At 61.5% G+C, this 16,264-nt stretch carries 12 protein-coding genes; 6 read left to right on the top strand and 6 right to left on the bottom strand.

Annotated features, from left to right (window positions below; all coding sequences use genetic code 11):
• Positions 1–66: 66 nt before the first annotated feature.
• Entirely contained in the window at positions 67–240 is a 174-nt protein-coding gene (locus tag JMN22_RS12295; RefSeq protein WP_187293355.1) for a hypothetical protein, read from the top strand.
• Between the two features lie 177 nt (positions 241–417).
• Here JMN22_RS12295 and JMN22_RS12290 read toward each other — a convergent pair whose 3' ends face one another.
• From JMN22_RS12290 to JMN22_RS12280, 3 genes are all read right to left on the bottom strand, one after another.
• Positions 418–936 (bottom strand): Hcp family type VI secretion system effector, encoded by a 519-nt coding sequence (locus tag JMN22_RS12290; protein WP_030142096.1) that lies wholly within the window; start codon positions 934–936, stop codon positions 418–420.
• A 285-nt stretch (positions 937–1,221) separates the two neighbouring features.
• Positions 1,222–2,598, bottom strand: coding sequence for a 2-oxoadipate dioxygenase/decarboxylase HglS (gene hglS, locus JMN22_RS12285; protein ID WP_030142097.1), 1,377 nt, complete (start codon positions 2,596–2,598; stop codon positions 1,222–1,224).
• Between the two features lie 160 nt (positions 2,599–2,758).
• Complete coding sequence (locus tag JMN22_RS12280) at positions 2,759–3,688, bottom strand: alpha/beta fold hydrolase (protein WP_030142098.1); 930 nt, start codon at positions 3,686–3,688, stop codon at positions 2,759–2,761.
• A gap of 292 nt (positions 3,689–3,980) precedes the next feature.
• Between JMN22_RS12280 and JMN22_RS12275 the strand changes: the two genes are divergently transcribed.
• Together JMN22_RS12275 and JMN22_RS12270 are read left to right on the top strand one after the other, a co-directional pair.
• A complete protein-coding gene (locus tag JMN22_RS12275) occupies positions 3,981–5,057 on the top strand; it encodes a diguanylate cyclase (RefSeq protein WP_030142099.1) in 1,077 nt (358 codons plus the stop codon).
• Between the two features lie 76 nt (positions 5,058–5,133).
• Positions 5,134–6,372 (top strand): M20/M25/M40 family metallo-hydrolase, encoded by a 1,239-nt coding sequence (locus JMN22_RS12270; RefSeq protein ID WP_198795999.1) that lies wholly within the window; start codon positions 5,134–5,136, stop codon positions 6,370–6,372.
• 151 nt (positions 6,373–6,523) lie between these two features.
• Here JMN22_RS12270 and JMN22_RS12265 read toward each other — a convergent pair whose 3' ends face one another.
• The 3 genes from JMN22_RS12265 to xthA form a co-directional block, all read right to left on the bottom strand.
• Positions 6,524–6,871 carry a DUF6124 family protein gene (locus JMN22_RS12265; RefSeq protein ID WP_030142101.1) on the bottom strand — a complete coding sequence of 116 codons (348 nt, stop codon included), beginning with the start codon at positions 6,869–6,871 and terminating at the stop codon, positions 6,524–6,526.
• A gap of 508 nt (positions 6,872–7,379) precedes the next feature.
• Positions 7,380–8,714: a substrate-binding domain-containing protein gene (locus tag JMN22_RS12260; RefSeq protein ID WP_198796000.1), complete on the bottom strand. Its 1,335-nt coding sequence runs from the start codon at positions 8,712–8,714 to the stop codon at positions 7,380–7,382.
• Positions 8,715–8,938: 224 nt separating this feature from the next.
• Positions 8,939–9,751, bottom strand: coding sequence for an exodeoxyribonuclease III (xthA, locus tag JMN22_RS12255; RefSeq protein WP_030142104.1), 813 nt, complete (start codon positions 9,749–9,751; stop codon positions 8,939–8,941).
• 174 nt (positions 9,752–9,925) lie between these two features.
• Here xthA and JMN22_RS12250 point away from each other — a divergent pair, with 174 nt between their 5' ends.
• The 3 genes from JMN22_RS12250 (at position 9,926) to JMN22_RS12240 (ending at position 16,046) form a co-directional block, all read left to right on the top strand.
• Positions 9,926–10,570: a GNAT family N-acetyltransferase gene (locus JMN22_RS12250; protein ID WP_030142105.1), complete on the top strand. Its 645-nt coding sequence runs from the start codon at positions 9,926–9,928 to the stop codon at positions 10,568–10,570.
• Positions 10,571–10,635: 65 nt separating this feature from the next.
• Positions 10,636–12,363: an autotransporter assembly complex protein TamA gene (locus JMN22_RS12245; protein ID WP_198796001.1), complete on the top strand. Its 1,728-nt coding sequence runs from the start codon at positions 10,636–10,638 to the stop codon at positions 12,361–12,363.
• Positions 12,360–16,046: a translocation/assembly module TamB domain-containing protein gene (locus JMN22_RS12240; RefSeq protein WP_198796002.1), complete on the top strand. Its 3,687-nt coding sequence runs from the start codon at positions 12,360–12,362 to the stop codon at positions 16,044–16,046. Before JMN22_RS12245 ends, JMN22_RS12240 begins: the two co-directional genes overlap by 4 nt.
• Positions 16,047–16,264 lie beyond the last annotated feature (218 nt).

Raw genomic sequence — 16,264 nt, 5'->3', positions numbered from 1 at the left:
TTAAAACGCCATCGCCGCCATGCAATCCCACGCCAGCAGTTGGCACTACAGCAGAAGGAATTCAAGATGAAGCCCACATCAGACCCATCCGAACACAACCCTGATAAGCCGGCCATGCCTGGTGAAGTGGAGCGGGACAACGACGCGTTGCGCCCCAACGACCCGGCCAAGCGTGAGCAACGCCACGGTAATCCCGATGCGCAGGAAACCGATGCGCAGAAAACGGCCCGGCGCGATTGAAGTTGTTGGCGGGGGAGGGCAAGGATTCCTTGGCCCATGGCGTGAAAAATTATTTAAGTGGGGCTCACGGACATCCCGCGCAAGCTCCACTATTATTGTCTGCGTTCGCCCAGTGTCAGGCTCTTTACCAGTGCATGGAATGCCGAGGCCGTCGCACTGGGCGAACACCTGTGTGACTTAGCCGGCGACCGGTGAACGCCAGTCGTCGGAGCCGGACGTGCCGCTGACTTCATGGGTCCAGGTGATCTTGCGATACGTGAAGTGGACATCCTCCAGATGGGTGAAGTGGCTGTTGTTCGGGTCCTGGCAGTTGAGCATGTAGTCCTTCATGTCAACGATGATCGCGTCTTCCAGGGTGGTGGTGTAGTAGTGCTCCTGGGTGCCTGCGGCTGATGTGCGAAACCACTGGATTTCGACCTTGGTCAAGCGTTCACCGCTGGTCAGTGCGGCGAGCAGCAACGGCGAGGCCTTGTCGAAAACCTTGGTGATGACCAGTGGCTTGTGCACGCGCTGACCGGTTGGCTGGCCCGACTGGGCATCGCGCGGGATGATCACCTGATGCTCGAAGCCTTGCACCATGACCTGGTCTTCATGACCTTCCTGATAGGTGTTGCCCACCGAGTCGGCGGTAAACGCGCCGGCAGTGATCAGACCTTGTTTGGTGCCTTCGATGGACATGTAAGCGGGGGTAGCCAATGGATGCTCTCCTTGCGGAATAATCTGAAAGCCCGGGTCGCGAATCGTCCCGAGGCTGCCTGAGTTATCAAGAGCTGTGCCATTCGCTAAAAAACCTCTATAAATCAGTGGCTTGGTGAAGCGGCGCTGTCGAATCCGACATCAAGCGCCGGACATTCACGCAATGGACTGCGCCGTGTATCCCCGTCGATTGCACACTGCGCTGGGGCGGCTGAAACGGCGACAAGCGCTGGATTGAAGCCAGCGCCCCGTGCAACTTCTTGCGCCGTCTTGCCTTCGGCTTTTCTACGCACCCAACGCAGACATGCACTCATCGATGGAGCGCTGCTGTGTCGCGGCGTACAGCGCCAACTCATCGATGGTTGTTCGTCCCAGTGCGGTTTCGAATGCCTGCCGATTGGACTGTCCGGCATAGTGGCTCTGGGCGGCATCGCCGAGGTTCGACTGGAAAATACCGGCGGCGCTGACTGGCAGGAAATCTTCGTACACCAAGGGCTCTGCGCGCAGGCATTGCTGTTCCAACAAGTACTCCAGTGTGAGCGGTTTGGCCAACGTGCCCTTGGCGGCCAGGCCTTTCGATGTCGGAAAGTAGCGGAAGTACGCCAGTGCCTGCTGGCGTAACTCATCGAGGGTGTCCGGGAATTGGGCGAAATGTTCAGCCATCAACGCGTTGTAGCGTTGCGCGTTGGCTTCGTTGGGAAATTCCCCCAAGGCGTCCCGTGCGGCGTTGAGCAATTGATCGTACAGCGCACGACCTTTGGGCGTGAGGGCGGCGCCGCGTTGTTCGATCTCGCCGAAACGCGCGCTGTGGCTGCCCTTGGACTGAGGCGAGTCAGTAAACGCGACGGGTTCGTCGAGGGCCTTGAAGCTGGTCTGGCGCAGCAGGATCGGACACTGTCGGCGAGGTGGACCTTCGACCACGGCCTTCGGCGTGATGCCATGCCGCGGCATCTGGGCCTGGACGATGTCGATGTCCAGGGTGCGCGGCGTCAGGTGATTGATGTGTGGGCCCTTGAAGGCCACGACGTCGGCGATCAGCCGATGCTGGGCGCTGAGTTGTCGATATTGTTCGGCGGTGACCGTGGCGCTGTGGTGCCAGCGGAAAGTTTCCAATGCTTGCAGGACAAACTCGTCAGCCTGGTGCTCCGTCAGGCCACCCTGGCGCTCGGCCAGCTCAATGAGATCGAGGGCGTCGGCGGTGAAAATCTGCCGTTTGGCCAACACCGACTCGGCAAAGGTCCGAAGCTCGGTGTTTTCAATCAGCTCCAGGCGCAACAGCGAGGTGAAGACCCGGAACGGGCTTACTTGCAACGATGCCTCGTGAACAGCGCGAAATGCCGTGGAGTGCACCGGTACCCCGGCAGGCGTGAGGTCGTAATAGCCCACCGGCTCCATGCCCATCACCGCAAACAGGCGACCGAGCATCGCCAGCTCGGCGGCGGTGCCGACGCGGATCGCACCGTGGCGTTCCAAGTCCAGGCGCTCGAGCTCGCCGGTGCTGCGCAGGTGTTCGGCCAGCGGGGAGTCGTTTGCCAGCACCTGGGCGTTGGTCTGTTCCACCAGGTTCATCAGTGCGCCGTACAGCGGCACCTCGTCGCGGTACATGTCGGACATCGCCCTGGAAAAGCGTTGGCGGATCAAGTCGGGGCTGACGAAGCTCATCGTGAGAATTCCTGGCGAGGGCTGTGGGAAAGTTGAACGAAAGATCGCAGCCTTCGCCAATGCCGGCAAACGAAGAATCTTCAGGACTTCATTCTGCCAGGGACTGATCCGAAGGCTCCCGCCGAAGACGTCGTCGCAAGCAATCAAGCCTGCCTTGTGTTCACTGCCCCAATCCCCTCAGGAAATCCCGATACAACGCCGCCGTTTTCCCGGGTTTCTCTACCATCGGCATATGGCCGACGCCGTCCCAGATCTCCACCCGCAAATCGGCGATGCCCTTGCTCCAGACCGGCACGCTGCTGACGTCGATCAGCCGGTCCTTGCGCCCCCAAAGCAGCAACGACGGCGCGCGGATGTCGTTCAGGCGGGGCTCCATCGGTGGGCTGGCGCGAAAATCGACGAAGATTTCCGCCAGTTCTTCCCGGCGCTGTTCGTAACGCTCGGCCAGTGCCGCCAGCACCACGCTCGGCAACCAGGGCGGCGAGGCCATGGTCATGGCGTAGAACGGTGCGAAATCATCCCGCGAATACACCAGGAACGGGTTATGCCCAGCGGCCAGGTGGCGTTCCATGTCACTGGGTTGGGGGGCGGTGACGCCCGCCGGGTCGATCAGCGCCAGGGTCAGCACGCGGTCAGGTGAGGTCGCCGCCAGCCACGCCGCGAGGTGGCCGCCCATGGAATTGCCGATCACATGAACCTTGTCCAGGCCGCAGGCATCGAGCAGCTCGATCACCCGCCGGGCCTGGGTCGGAATGTCATAGCCGCCGCCAGCCTTGAAGCCGGTTTCGCCATGGCCGGCCAGGTCGGGAATCACCACGCGGTACTGGCTGACAAAATGCCGGGCGAAGCGCAGCCAGAGGTTCTTGTCGGCACTGTAGCCGTGCAGCATCAGGATGCTGCCGGACGCTTCATAAGGGCCACCTTGCCAGGTCGACACCGTCATTTCACTGATGGGCACCGTGATCTTGTGCAGCCGGTAAAGCCGCGCTTCCAGGGCCATGCCCAGGTCATACAGCACGTGGCCGATGCCCGGATACGTCAGCCAGCTCCAGGCGATGAACACGGCGAGGACCACCCACAACACCAGCATGTCGTTGCCCTCCATGGGTCACGTTGGATGTTGACCCGTCGATATGATCCGACGGATCAAGGTAAGTGAAGCTGAAACCTTGGAATATCGCGATGTCATGCAGGTGTCTGCTTTGATACGCGCTGTGTCGGACAACAATTCCCCTCCTCATGTATAGCCAAAATACGCGAAGAACTACGTTCGTCCGGTGGGATAAATACCCCTGCATGGAGTGATGGCTATTTGACGCCGCCCTGATAGACTCCCAACAACCCATCCCGGCGATCGGGAGACCGGCGGTGCAGAGGCCTCTATGCATAAGACGGGAAAAAAGGGACTCTCGCTGGCCAGGAGGCTGTATACATCGCGCATCCTAGGCCTGGCGCTGGGGTTGCTGGTGGTGAGTGTTGCCGTCCTGCCCCTCGACCCGGCGCCCTGGGTCTGGGGCTTCATGTTGTTTAACGGCTTGCTCTGGCCGCACGTGTCCTATCAATGGGCGCGTCGCTCGGCGGTGCCGTACCACGCCGAACACCGCAACCTGCTGATCGATGCTTTCCTTGGCGGCTTCTGGGTCGCCGCGATGCAATTCAATCCGCTGCCCACGGCCGTCACCCTGGCGATGATGGCCATGAACAATGTCGCTATCGGCGGGCTGCGTTTCCTGCTGGTCGGGGCCGCGGCCCAAGTGGCCGGCATTGCGATAGGAGGCGTGATTTTTCCGTTGAGCAGCGTGCCCATGACCAGCCCGGCGCAGCTCTATGCCTGCCTGCCGCTGCTGTGCCTGTATCCGCTGGCGCTGGGCTGGATCTGCTTTCGCCAGGCCTACACGCTCGGCCGGCAGAAGCGCGAATTGCTGGCCCTCAGTCGCACTGACAGCCTCACCGGGCTGCTCAACCATGGCGCCTGGAAAGATCGACTCGATGAAGAGTTCCAGCGTTGCCTGCGTCATCCATCGGACGGAATCCACGGCGCAATCGCGCTGATCGATATCGACCATTTCAAGGCCATCAACGACACCTACGGCCATGGCGCCGGCGACGTTGTGCTGCGCCAGCTCGGCAAGCTGCTCAGGCAAAACCTGCGGGCTGCCGACATTGTCGGGCGCTACGGTGGCGACGAGTTTTGCGTGATCCTGCCGGACCTGACCTTGCACAACGCGGTGCAGGCCATGGACGGTTTGCGCGAGCGCTTTGCCACGCTCGCCTATGAGCAGGATCCGGCCTTGAAAGTGAGCCTGAGCATTGGCCTGGCAGCGTTCAACCCGGCTTATGGCGATGCCAGTGCATGGCTCAACGACGCTGACCAGATGCTCTACGAAGCCAAGACTGGCGGGCGTAATCGGGTTGTCTGTCAGCGACATCGACCGGTGTTGGAGACGTCGACGGTCTAGAGCATTGGCGTTTTGTCGGGTAGGGTGCCCCTTGACTCCCTCAAGGGTACTTTCCCGACGAAACAAGGATGAACTCATGACCGTTATCGCTCGTCGCTCCCGTCTGGCCGTCAGTCTTGGCTTGAGCCTGGCCCTTGGCACCTTCGCCCCCGCTGTCTTTGCGCAGCCCCATCAGCAAGTGCTGGCCGATGCCGAGCAGTACAAGGGCGAGGCCCTGAAACTGCTGGAACGGCTGGTGAATATCGACTCCGGTTCCGGTTATGTACCGGGGCTGACCCAGGTCGGTGATATCGCCATTGATGAGCTGCAAAAGCTCGGCGCGACCATCGAGAAGGTGCCCAATTCGGACGGTACTCAACATGTCCTGGCGACGTTCAAGGGCACCGGCAAGGCGAAGATCTTGCTGATGGCCCACATGGACACGGTGTTCAAGGAAGGCTCCGCCGCCGAGCGGCCTTTTCATATCAAGGATGGCCGGGCCTACGGGCCGGGGGTGATGGACGACAAGGGCGGTATCGTCGCCGGCATCTATGCCTTGAAAGTGCTGAAAAACCTCGACTTCAAGAATTACGCGCAGATCACCTTCCTGCTCGACGCCAGCGAAGAAACCGGCTCGGACGCCGCCACCGACCTGATCAAGAAAACCGCCAAGGCCCACGACGTGACCCTGAACCTTGAACCGGGTCGTCCGGCTGACGGTCTGGTGGTGTGGCGCAAGGGCAGCGCAACGGCGCTGGTGGAGGTCAAGGGCAAGGCGGCCCACGCGGGTGTGGCGCCGGAGCTGGGGCGCAACGCGGCGATGGAGGCGGCGCATCAGATTCTGCAACTGGGCAAGCTCGGCGACGCGGAGAAGAAAACCACCATCAACTTCACCGTGCTCAAGGCGGGTGACCGGACCAACGTGATTCCCGACCAGGCCACGGCGAAGGCCGACGTGAGGGCGGCGGTGCCGGAAGAATTCGACCGCATCGAAAAAGACCTGGCCCGGGTGTCCAAGGACAAGTTGATCGCCGACACCGAAGTCACCACCAGCCTGCAGCGTGGCTTGCCGCCGATGCCGCAGACGAAGGAGTCGGATCGATTGATGGCCATGGCCCAGGGTATCTACGGCGAACTGGGGCGCAAACTCACCGAAGAAGGCAGCGGCGGGGCGGCGGACGCCAGCCTGTCGGCCGGGGTTGGCACGCCGACGCTGGATGGCTTTGGCATCGTCGGGGGTAACATTCACACCCCTGAGGAATACGCTGAAGTCGAGAGCGTGGTGCCGCGAATCTATTTGCTCTCGCGGATGATCATGGAATTGGCGGGGCGGTAGTGTGCTATGTCGTTCGGGGCGTTGGCCGGGAATAGGGCGAACGCCTCGAAACCCTGTGGGAGCGAGCTTGCTCGCGAAAACGATCGGTCTGTCGATCAAGTGTTGACTGACATACCGCCTTCGCGAGCAAGCTCGCTCCCACAGGGATGCGTTATGTCGAGGGACGGGCTTCGACGTTATCCAGCGCGCGATTCGCCAGCAGTCCGCTCAGTTCGACCAGTTGCAGGATGCCCAGGGCGACGTGCCGGCGTGAGCCGTCCAGGTCGAAGGCCAGGTCATTGATCATGGCGTTGGCCGAGGCCAGGGTTTCGCTGAGGTTGGCGAGGAGGGCTTCGGTGGTGATGCCGTTGATGAGGGTGAAGAGCTGGCCTGGATCGGTTTTCGGTGTGCTGGATTTGGGTTTCAGGTAGTAATCGAGGGCGCGGTCTGCTGCCGCTTTGTCGAGCGCTGCTGAGTCGGCTGGATCGTTGTCCGGCGGATTTGGGGTTGCTTTGAACATGATGAAACTCCGATGCGTTTGATGGAGCCATTACCCTCTCGCTACCAAACGGAGGGTGGTGGCCATACGAAGGTTGGTAGACCGGGCATCGGAGCCGGCGTCTCCGAAGAGACCCTGCGCAGGGCCACCATAAAGCGAAGCGCATTTCTGCACTTGCGAGAGGTGACGCTATGCACCGAAAGCCCGGGCTACCAAACCCGATCGCTGATTTTCAGCGACCGAGCAACAGTAAAGCCCACCCTCGAGGCGCACAAGCCGGCGGATTCTGGCGTAGTTGTAGGCAATGGCGCAAGAAGAGGGCGTTCCTTCCTACGCCAAGATTATCGACATAAACATCAGAGCTTTCGTGGCGAGGGGATTTATCCCCGTTGGGCTGCGCAGCGGCCCCCAAACCAGCCAACTCGGTATGTCAGAAAGATTGTGTTCACTGTTTTAGGGCTGCTGCGCAGCCCAGCGGGGATAAATCCCCTCGCCACATGACTGGCTTCGCTTTGGATTGCGAAGCTTTCTAATACACCCAAACCTCCACCCGCCGATTGCGAACCCGTCCTTCATCTTCACTATTGGCCGCCACCGGCATCAACGCGCCGAAACCGCGCACCTCACGCAACGCCACGCCGAATTTGACCAATTCACGCCGCACCGCCATTGCCCGCAGTTTGGACAGCAGGTCGGCGCGCGCTGGATCGTCCTTGGCGTCACCGAAACCCACCAGGGTCACACGCCGATCGGTTTTGCCATGCTGCTTGATGTAGTCGAGCACCCGACCGAGGTCTTGATGGGCCTTGTTGTCGAGATTGGCGCTGCCTTCTTCGAAACGAAAATTCACGGTCAGGCGCTGGGCATGACGGCTTAGGGCCTGATAACCCTCGGGCATCAAGGCGTTGGGGGTGACCGACATCGCCTGGACTGTCTGGGCGATGAAGCCGTTGGCCGCGACGATAGCCTGGCCCTGTTCACTTTGGGTGAAGTCCACCAGCGCCTCGGCCCACGGATTGGTCTGCAAGGGCGGTAAATAGAAGAACAAACGCCGGGAAAGGGGATAGTCCTCGGTGGCGATCAGGTTGTTCAGCGGCAACATGGGTTGGGAATCGCCATCGACAATCGCCAGAGGTTTCGCCTGGCGCACGTAGGGTAGACCGATGAAACCGATGCCTTGTGGGTCTTGGCTGACGGCATCCGACAGTTGATCACTGGATTCGAAGCGTCTGGCCGTAGGATCCAGCTTTTTTCCCTGTCGGTTGAGTACCAATTCCTTGAAGGTGTCATACGTACCGGACTGCTCGTCCCGGGCGTATAGATGAATCGCCCCGCCGACGCCACCCACCGCTTCCCAGGTTTTTGCCTCGCCGCTGAAGATGCGTGCCAGTTGCACGGTGTCGAGCTGCCGTAATGGGTTTTGTGGGTGAAGAATAATCGCCAGGCCGTCGATGGCGATGACCTGTTCGGATGTCGGGCTTTTCAGATCGCCGAGGGCCGCCAGGTCCTTCAGTTCACTTTCCTTGATCGGCCGGGAAGAGGCGGCCAGGTCGGCGTTGGCTTGCTTGAGCGCAGTGAATCCGGTGCTGGAGCCGTGGGCGGCGATGTCGACTGTGACTCGCTGGCCTTCGGCGGTCTGCCCGACGATGCGTTGCTCGTTGTCGCGGCCGGTGATTTCGGCGCTGACCTTGAGCAATCCCTGGTTCTCCATCAGTCCGCGGACCAGGGCCGGCCCCAACGCCGCGCCAATGGTGTTGGAGCCCTGGAGGCGCAGGGCAGGGCCGTGTTCGGGAATGGGCAAGCGGTCCGCCCATGCGCCGCACGGCAGCCAGAAGCCGAGGAAAAACACAACGCTGAGCCGCATGCCGGCACCTTCTGACCTTGGGAAGTGCCGGAAGATTAAGTCAGTCGCGTTACTGAAAGATGACAGGGGTGCGACGAAAAACGAATGACCGGCGCGATCAAGTGTGGGAGCGAGCTTGCTCGCGATGACGGCAGCACAGTCAGTATTGATGTGGCAGATAAACCGCTATCGCGAGCGAGCTTGCTCCCACAGGGATCTCTTACAGAGAATCTGAAGGCTGGGATTCAGCTCAGTTCCAACCAGATCGGCGCATGGTCCGACGGCTTTTCCATGCCCCGCAGTTCATAGTCCACGCCAGCGTCCTTGACCCGTGGCAGCAGGCCGTGGGACGCCAGGATCAGGTCGATGCGCAGCCCGCGCTTGGGTTCGTCTTCGAAACCGCGGCTGCGGTAGTCGAACCAGCTGAAGCGGTCGGTGACGTCTGGGTTCAGGTGGCGGAAGCTGTCCACCAGGCCCCAATTCTTCAGGCGCGCCATCCACTCGCGCTCTTCCGGCAGGAAGCTGCATTTACCGGTCTTCAGCCAGCGCTTCATGTTGTCCGGGCCGATGCCGATGTCACAGTCTTCCGGGGAAATGTTCACGTCGCCCATCACCACGACCGGCTGGTCGTTGCTGAAGCGGGTTTCCAGCAATTGCTGCAGGTCGCTGTAGAAGCGCTCTTTGGCCGGGAATTTGGTGGGGTGATCGCGGCTTTCACCTTGGGGGAAATAACCATTCATGATGGTCACCGGCACACCGTTGGCATCGGCAAACGTGCCCCAGATGAAACGCCGCTGGGCATCTTCATCGTCAGTCTCGAAGCCTTTGTGCAAGGTCAACGGCGCTTGGCGCGAGAGGAGGGCGACACCGTAGTGGCCTTTCTGCCCGTGGTAATGCACGTGATAACCCAGGGCTTGCACCTCGGCCAGCGGGAACTGTTCGTCGTGGACCTTGGTTTCCTGCAACCCGATCACGTCCGGCTGGTGCTTGTCGATCAGTGCCGCCAACTGATGGGGACGGGCTCGCAGGCCGTTGATGTTGAAGGAGACGATCTTCATGGTCGGCTGTCCTAGCAAAACTGCGATGCTAGCTGACATGTGGGAACGGGGCTAGCGTGGCAGTAGGACAAATGCACTGCTAATGTCCTTGGCATGTAGGAACGATCGCAGCCCTATCGGGTTCGTAGTCAATAAGAGCAGGCCTCATCGAGCCCGCCCAGGAGACGCAACGCCATGCCTGAAACCGCCACTGCTGATATCCATATGCTCGACAGCGGCTATTCCCGCGAAGCCCGTTCGTTGCTCTACCAGGCCTATCGCCACGAGCCGACCTTCAGCTACCTGTTCGAGTCCGAGCGTCCCGGCTATGAACAGCGGGTGCGGGCGACCGTGCGTGAACTGGTCAAGCAGCATTTCCTCCAGGACCTGCCGGCCATTGGCCTGCTGGTCAACGACCGCCTGATAGGCATCGCCCTGATCGCCCCGCCGCAGCGGCGTCTGGGTATCACCGAGAGTTGGGCCTGGCGCCTGCGCATGGTCTTGAGCACGGGGTTCCGCTGTACCCGACGGTACCTGGACTATCACGCCGCCGTGCTGGCCTGCCTGCCTTCGGACGCGGTGCATGTGTTGCCGTTGCTGGGTGTTCATCCGCAATTCCAGGGCAAACACTACGGCGAACAGTTGCTCGAGGCGGTGCACAACTGGTGTGCCGTGGACGAGCATTCCCAAGGCGTGGTGCTGGACACTGGAAATCCCCGTTATCTCGAATTTTATAAACGCCAGGGTTATGAGGAAATTGGCGAAATAGCGGTAGGACCGATCCGCGAGCATGTTTTCTTTCATGCGAACCCGCAGGTCCTGCAGAGCGCGACGGCTTAGTCAGACGAACTTTTGGGAATCGTCTGGCTCTATCAGGCTCCCAACCTCGTGATAGCATCCGCGCCATGAATTTCCCAGGACGAATGACCGGTGGCGCGCTCTTGCTGTCCCTCAGCTGCGTGGCGCTGGCACAAAGTGAATTGGATGTGCGGGTCAAACCCTCCAATGACGAACTCAAGGCCAACGTAGAAGGCTACATCGGTGGTGTGGGCGATCGTGACGAAGAGGCGTTGCTGCGTTTCAGTCGCGGCGCCGAGGAGCAGGCGCGCAAAGCGGCCCAGGCGCTGGGCTATTACCAGCCGCAGATCGACAGCGAGGTCACGACGGGCAAGACGCCGCGCCTGATCCTGTCCATCGACCCCGGCGAGCCGGTGCACTTGCGCAATGTGAAGATCCGCATCGAAGGTCCGGCGGCGTCGCTCAAGGGTTTCCGCATACCAGACAATGCGAGCCTCAAGCCAGGTGCGGTGCTCAATCATGGTCGCTATGAAGATGCCAAGCGAACGATCCTGAACCAGGCCTCGCGCTATGGTTTTTTCAGTGGGCGGTTCGTCAGCCAGACGTTGCGCGTAGACCCGCAGGCCGGCATTGCCGACATCGAGTTGATCTACGACAGCGGGCCGCGCTACGCCCTGGGCCCGGTCAGTTTCGAAGGCGACACTCCTTTCGACGAGGACCTGCTGCGACGCATGGTGCCGTTCAAGGCCGGCGCGCCCTACGATTCCGAGCTCATTGCCGAACTCAACCAGGCCTTGCAATCGAGCGGCTATTTCGAGGGCGTCCGGGTCGATGCGGCACCCACCGCGGCCACCGACAATATCATTCCGGTCGCGGTCAGGCTCGACACGCGCAAGCCACGCACTATGGGCCTGGGGCTGGGTTTTTCCACCGACGTAGGGCCACGGGCCAAGGCCAACTGGACGCGTCACTGGGTCAATCCGCAAGGGCACAGCTACGGTTGGGAGGCGGAAGTCTCGGCGCCCCGGCAAAACATCGGCCTCTGGTACGACGTGCCGCTGGACCCGCCGTTGACCGATAAGCTGCGCTACGCCGGCGGTTATCAATATGAAGAGCTGGCCGGCACCGACACCCTCAGCAAACTGCTGACCGTGGGGCCCGAATGGCACAGCAAGTTGCCCAGCGGCTGGCAGCGTGTGGTGTCGCTCAAGTGGCAGCGCGAGGAATACCGTCTTGGCGACGATTCGGGCCTGAGTACGTTGCTGATGCCGGGCGTCAGCTATTCGTACCTGCGCAGCGATAACCGTATCGACCCGCACCATGGCTATCGCCTGCAATTCGACACCAAGGTCGCCAAGGAAGGGTTGGGTTCGGACAACAACCTTTTGTATGGCACCGCCATGGTCAAGGGTTTGACCACTGTGTTCGACAAGCATCGTTTCCTGGCCCGCGCCCAGATCGGCGGCAGCGCTACCAATGGCTACAAATCGATCCCGCCATCCCTGCGTTTTTTTGCCGGCGGCGATCAGAGCGTACGCGGCTACGACTACCAGAGCCTGTCGCCGGAAAACTCCGACGGCGATCGCATCGGCGGCCGCTACATGGTGGCCGGCAGCGTCGAGTATCAATATTCGGTCGCGGAAAAATGGCGCGTCGCAACCTTCGTTGACCAGGGCAACTCTTTCAATAATCTCGATTTGCCAAGCCTCAAGACCGGCGTGGGTGTCGGCGTGCGCTGGGTGTCGCCGGTCGGCCCGATCCGCCTCGACCTGGCCCATGCCCTGGACGACGACGGCGGCATTCGATTGCACTTTTCCATGGGGCCTGAGTTGTGAATCGCAGTTTGAAAGCAACCTCGCTCACGCTCGGCGGGCTGCTGGTGGCCATTGCATTGGTCTTGAGCATCCTGTTGGGTACGACGTTTGGCAGCCGCTGGGCCCTCGGCCTGGTGCCGGGTCTGACGGTGGAGAATTACCAGGGGCGGTTGGGCGGCCAATGGAGTGCTGACCGGGTGCTGTGGCAGCAGGACGCCAGTCGGGTGGAACTTAATCAGCCGATATTCGCCTGGTCGCCGTCGTGCCTGTTGCGCATGACCTTGTGCATCGATCAGCTCAAGGCCGACAACATCGCCTTGCAACTGCCGGCCTCTTCCGATGAGCCGAGCAGCGCTCCGATCAGCCTGCCGGACCTGGATTTGCCACTGGCGATCGAGCTGGGCGACGTCCAGGTGGGCAGCCTGTCGTTCAACGGCACGGAGCAGCTCAAGGGTTTGCAACTGGCGGCGCACTGGACTGCAGAAGGTTTGCAGATCGACTCGGTGCAGCTCCAGCGCGACGAACTGAGCCTGAAGCTGTCCGGCCTGTTGCAGCCGCGAGGGGACTGGCCGCTGAGTGCTGCGGGGCAACTGACGCTGCCGGCACCGGGCGCGACGCCTTGGGCGTTGGATCTGAAAGTCGATGGCGATCTGCTCCAGACGCTCAATCTCACTGCCGACAGCAGCGGTTATCTGCAAGGCCACCTGAGTGGCGAGCTGCAACCGCTGGCGGACAACCTGCCGGCCAAGGTGCGCATCACCGCCGACGGCTTCAGGGCCAGCGCCGATTTGCCGGACACACTGCTGCTTAATCAGTTGGAGCTGACCGGCGAAGGCAACCTGAAAAATGGCTACCAACTGCTCGGCAAAGCGAGTCTTCCTGCCGAGAAGGGCCCGGTGGCGTTGCAACTCAGCGGCAAGGTGGACGCCAACGGTGCGCAGATCGCCGGCCTCGATCTGGAGGCGGGCGAGCAGCAAAGCCTCAAGCTCAGCGGGCAGTTGGATTGGCGCGAAGGCCTGAGTGCCGAAGCGAAAGTCGCCTGGCTGGATTTTCCCTGGCATCGCCTCTATCCGCTGATAGACGAACCGCAGGTCACGCTGCGCAGTTTCAATGGCGAGGTCTCGTACACCGATGGCAAATACCTCGGCAACTTCCACGCGGCGTTGGACGGTCCGGCCGGGGCGTTCAGCCTGGACAGCCCGTTCAGCGGCGACCTTACGCAGATCCATTTGCCACAGCTCAAGCTCGCCGCCGGGCAGGGCAAGGCCGAAGGGCACTTGAGCCTGCAATTTGCCGACGGCGTTGCCTGGGATACGGCGCTGCAATTGTCGGCCATCAACCCGGCGTATTGGCTCGGCGAGTTGCCCGGCACCCTGGCCGGGCCGTTGCGCAGCAAGGGAACGATGAAAAACGAGCGCCTCGAGCTCGACGCGGACCTGGACCTCAAGGGCAAGCTGCGCGGCCAGCCGGCGCTGTTCCAGGCCAAGGCCAGCGGGGCTGGCGAACAATGGAATCTCGGCGCGCTGGATATTCGTCTGGGCGACAACCGCATCAACGGCACGGGCAGCCTGCAGCAGAAACTGACAGGGCAGATCGATATCAAGCTCTTGCGCCTGGCCCAGCTCTGGCCGCAATTGCGCGGCCAAATCACCGGCCGCGTCGATCTCGCCGGGACGCTGAAGGCACCGCAAGGCAAGCTCGACTTGCAAGGTACGCAACTGGCCTTCCAGGACAACCGCTTGCAAAGCCTGAACCTGGACGCGACGCTCGACAGTGCGCAGCGGGGCAAGGTCGACTTGAAGGCGAGCGGCATCCGGGCCGGCGAAACATCGCTGGGCGTGTTGACGGTCAGCGGCCAGGGCGACATCAAGCAACAGAGGCTCAACCTCGACTTGCAGGGGCCGCGGTTGGAAACCACCTTGGCCCTCGACGGTTCGCTCGACCAAGGCAACTGGCGCGGACGCCTCGCCAGCGGCGACGTGCAGGTCGGCGGGCAGACCTGGCGCTTGCAGGCACCAGCGAAGCTTGAGCGCCTGGCCAACGGCACGCTGAACTTCGGTGCCCACTGCTGGCGATCCGGCCAGGCCAGCCTCTGCGGGGAAGATCAGCGATTGATGCCGGAGCCAAAGCTGCGTTATCACCTCAAGCAATTCCCCATCGAAAGCCTGGCCCAGTGGATGCCCAAGGATTTTGGCTGGCGCGGACAGCTCAACGCCGACCTGCAACTGGACCTGCCGGCCAGCGGCCCGAACGGCCGCGTGTTGGTGGATGCCAGCGGCGGTACTTTGCGGATTCGAGATAAGGAGCAGGACAAGGGGCAATGGCTGGATTTCCCCTACCAGACCCTGACGCTCAGCAGCCGCCTGACGCCGACGCGCATCGATACCGATATCAATTTCATCGGCGCGAGGCTGGGTGAGCTGACGCTCCAGGCACGGATCAACCCGTTGCCGGCCAGCAAGCCTTTGAGCGGCTCCTTCCGACTCAATGGTCTGGACCTGTCGGTGGCCCGGCCGTTCGTGCCGATGGTGGAAACCCTGACCGGTCATTTGAACGGCAGTGGCACGCTGTCCGGTGGATTGCTCGCGCCCCAGGTCAACGGCAACCTGGTGCTCAGCGACGGCGAAATGTCCGGCCCGGAACTGCCGATCAGCCTCGAAGCCCTGCAACTGCGGGCCATGATCGCCGGTGATACGGTAAGGCTCGATGGCGCCTGGAAAAGTGGCAAGAGCGGGCAGGGCAGCCTGACCGGAAGCATTGGCTGGGGCGAGGCCCTGACCATGGACCTGGCTCTCAAGGGCTCGCAACTGCCGGTCACTGTCGAACCCTACGCGGTGCTGGACGTGGCGCCGAACCTGAACATCACGATGCAGGGCGAACGACTTTCGATTGCCGGCAAGGTCCTGGTGCCCAAGGGCGAGATCACCGTTCGCGAGCTGCCGCCGTCCACGGTCAAGGTATCGGATGACACGGTGATCGTCGGCCACCAGACTGAAGAGGGCAAGGCACCGATTGCGATGGCGATGGACATCGATGTCATCGTCGGCCAGGAAAAACTCGCCTTCTCGGGTTTTGGCCTGACGGCCAACGTCCAAGGCCAGGTCCACATCGGCGACAACATGGATACGCGCGGCGAGCTCTGGCTCAACGACGGAAAATACCGGGCCTACGGACAACGCCTGACGGTACGCCGGGCGCGATTGTTGTTTGCCGGGCCGATCGACCAGCCTTACCTGGACATTGAAGCGATCCGCCAGACCGACGATGTGATCGCCGGTATTCGCTTGAGTGGCAGCGCCGAGCAGCCGACCACGCAGATCTTCTCCGAGCCGGCCATGAGCCAGGAGCAGGCGTTGTCCTACCTGGTGCTGGGCCGGCCGTTGAGCACCACCGGCGAGGACAACAACATGCTCGCCCAGGCCGCGCTGGGCCTGGGCTTGATGGGCAGCGCCGGTGTGACCACCAGCCTGGCCAACAACCTGGGTATCGAAGATTTCCAGCTCGACACCCAGGGCAGCGGCAACGACACCAGCGTGGTCGCCAGTGGCAACCTGTCGGAAAAACTCAGCCTGCGCTATGGCGTGGGCGTGTTCGAACCGGCCAATACCATCGCGTTGCGCTACAAGCTGAGCAAGAAGGTCTACCTCGAAGCCGCCAGCGGCGTCGCCAGTTCGCTGGATATCTTCTACAAGCGCGATTTCTGATCCCTTCCCAGAAAACAAAATCCCCTTGTGGGAGCGAGCTTGCTCGCGATAGCGCCATCAGATTCAGCATCTTCGTTGACTGATACACCGCTATCGCGAGCAAACTCGCTCCCACATTGGGTCACCGATTTTCTTCCAGCGTCATACGTAGCTAACTAACTATTTGTTTGACATTTGCTGCCTAAGCAGTAATATCTCGACATACATTCACTGCCTAG

The organism is Pseudomonas sp. HB05 (assembly GCF_016756915.1).
GTDB lineage: Bacteria > Pseudomonadota > Gammaproteobacteria > Pseudomonadales > Pseudomonadaceae > Aquipseudomonas > Aquipseudomonas alvandae.
This window is presented reverse-complemented; position numbering and strand designations above follow the sequence as displayed.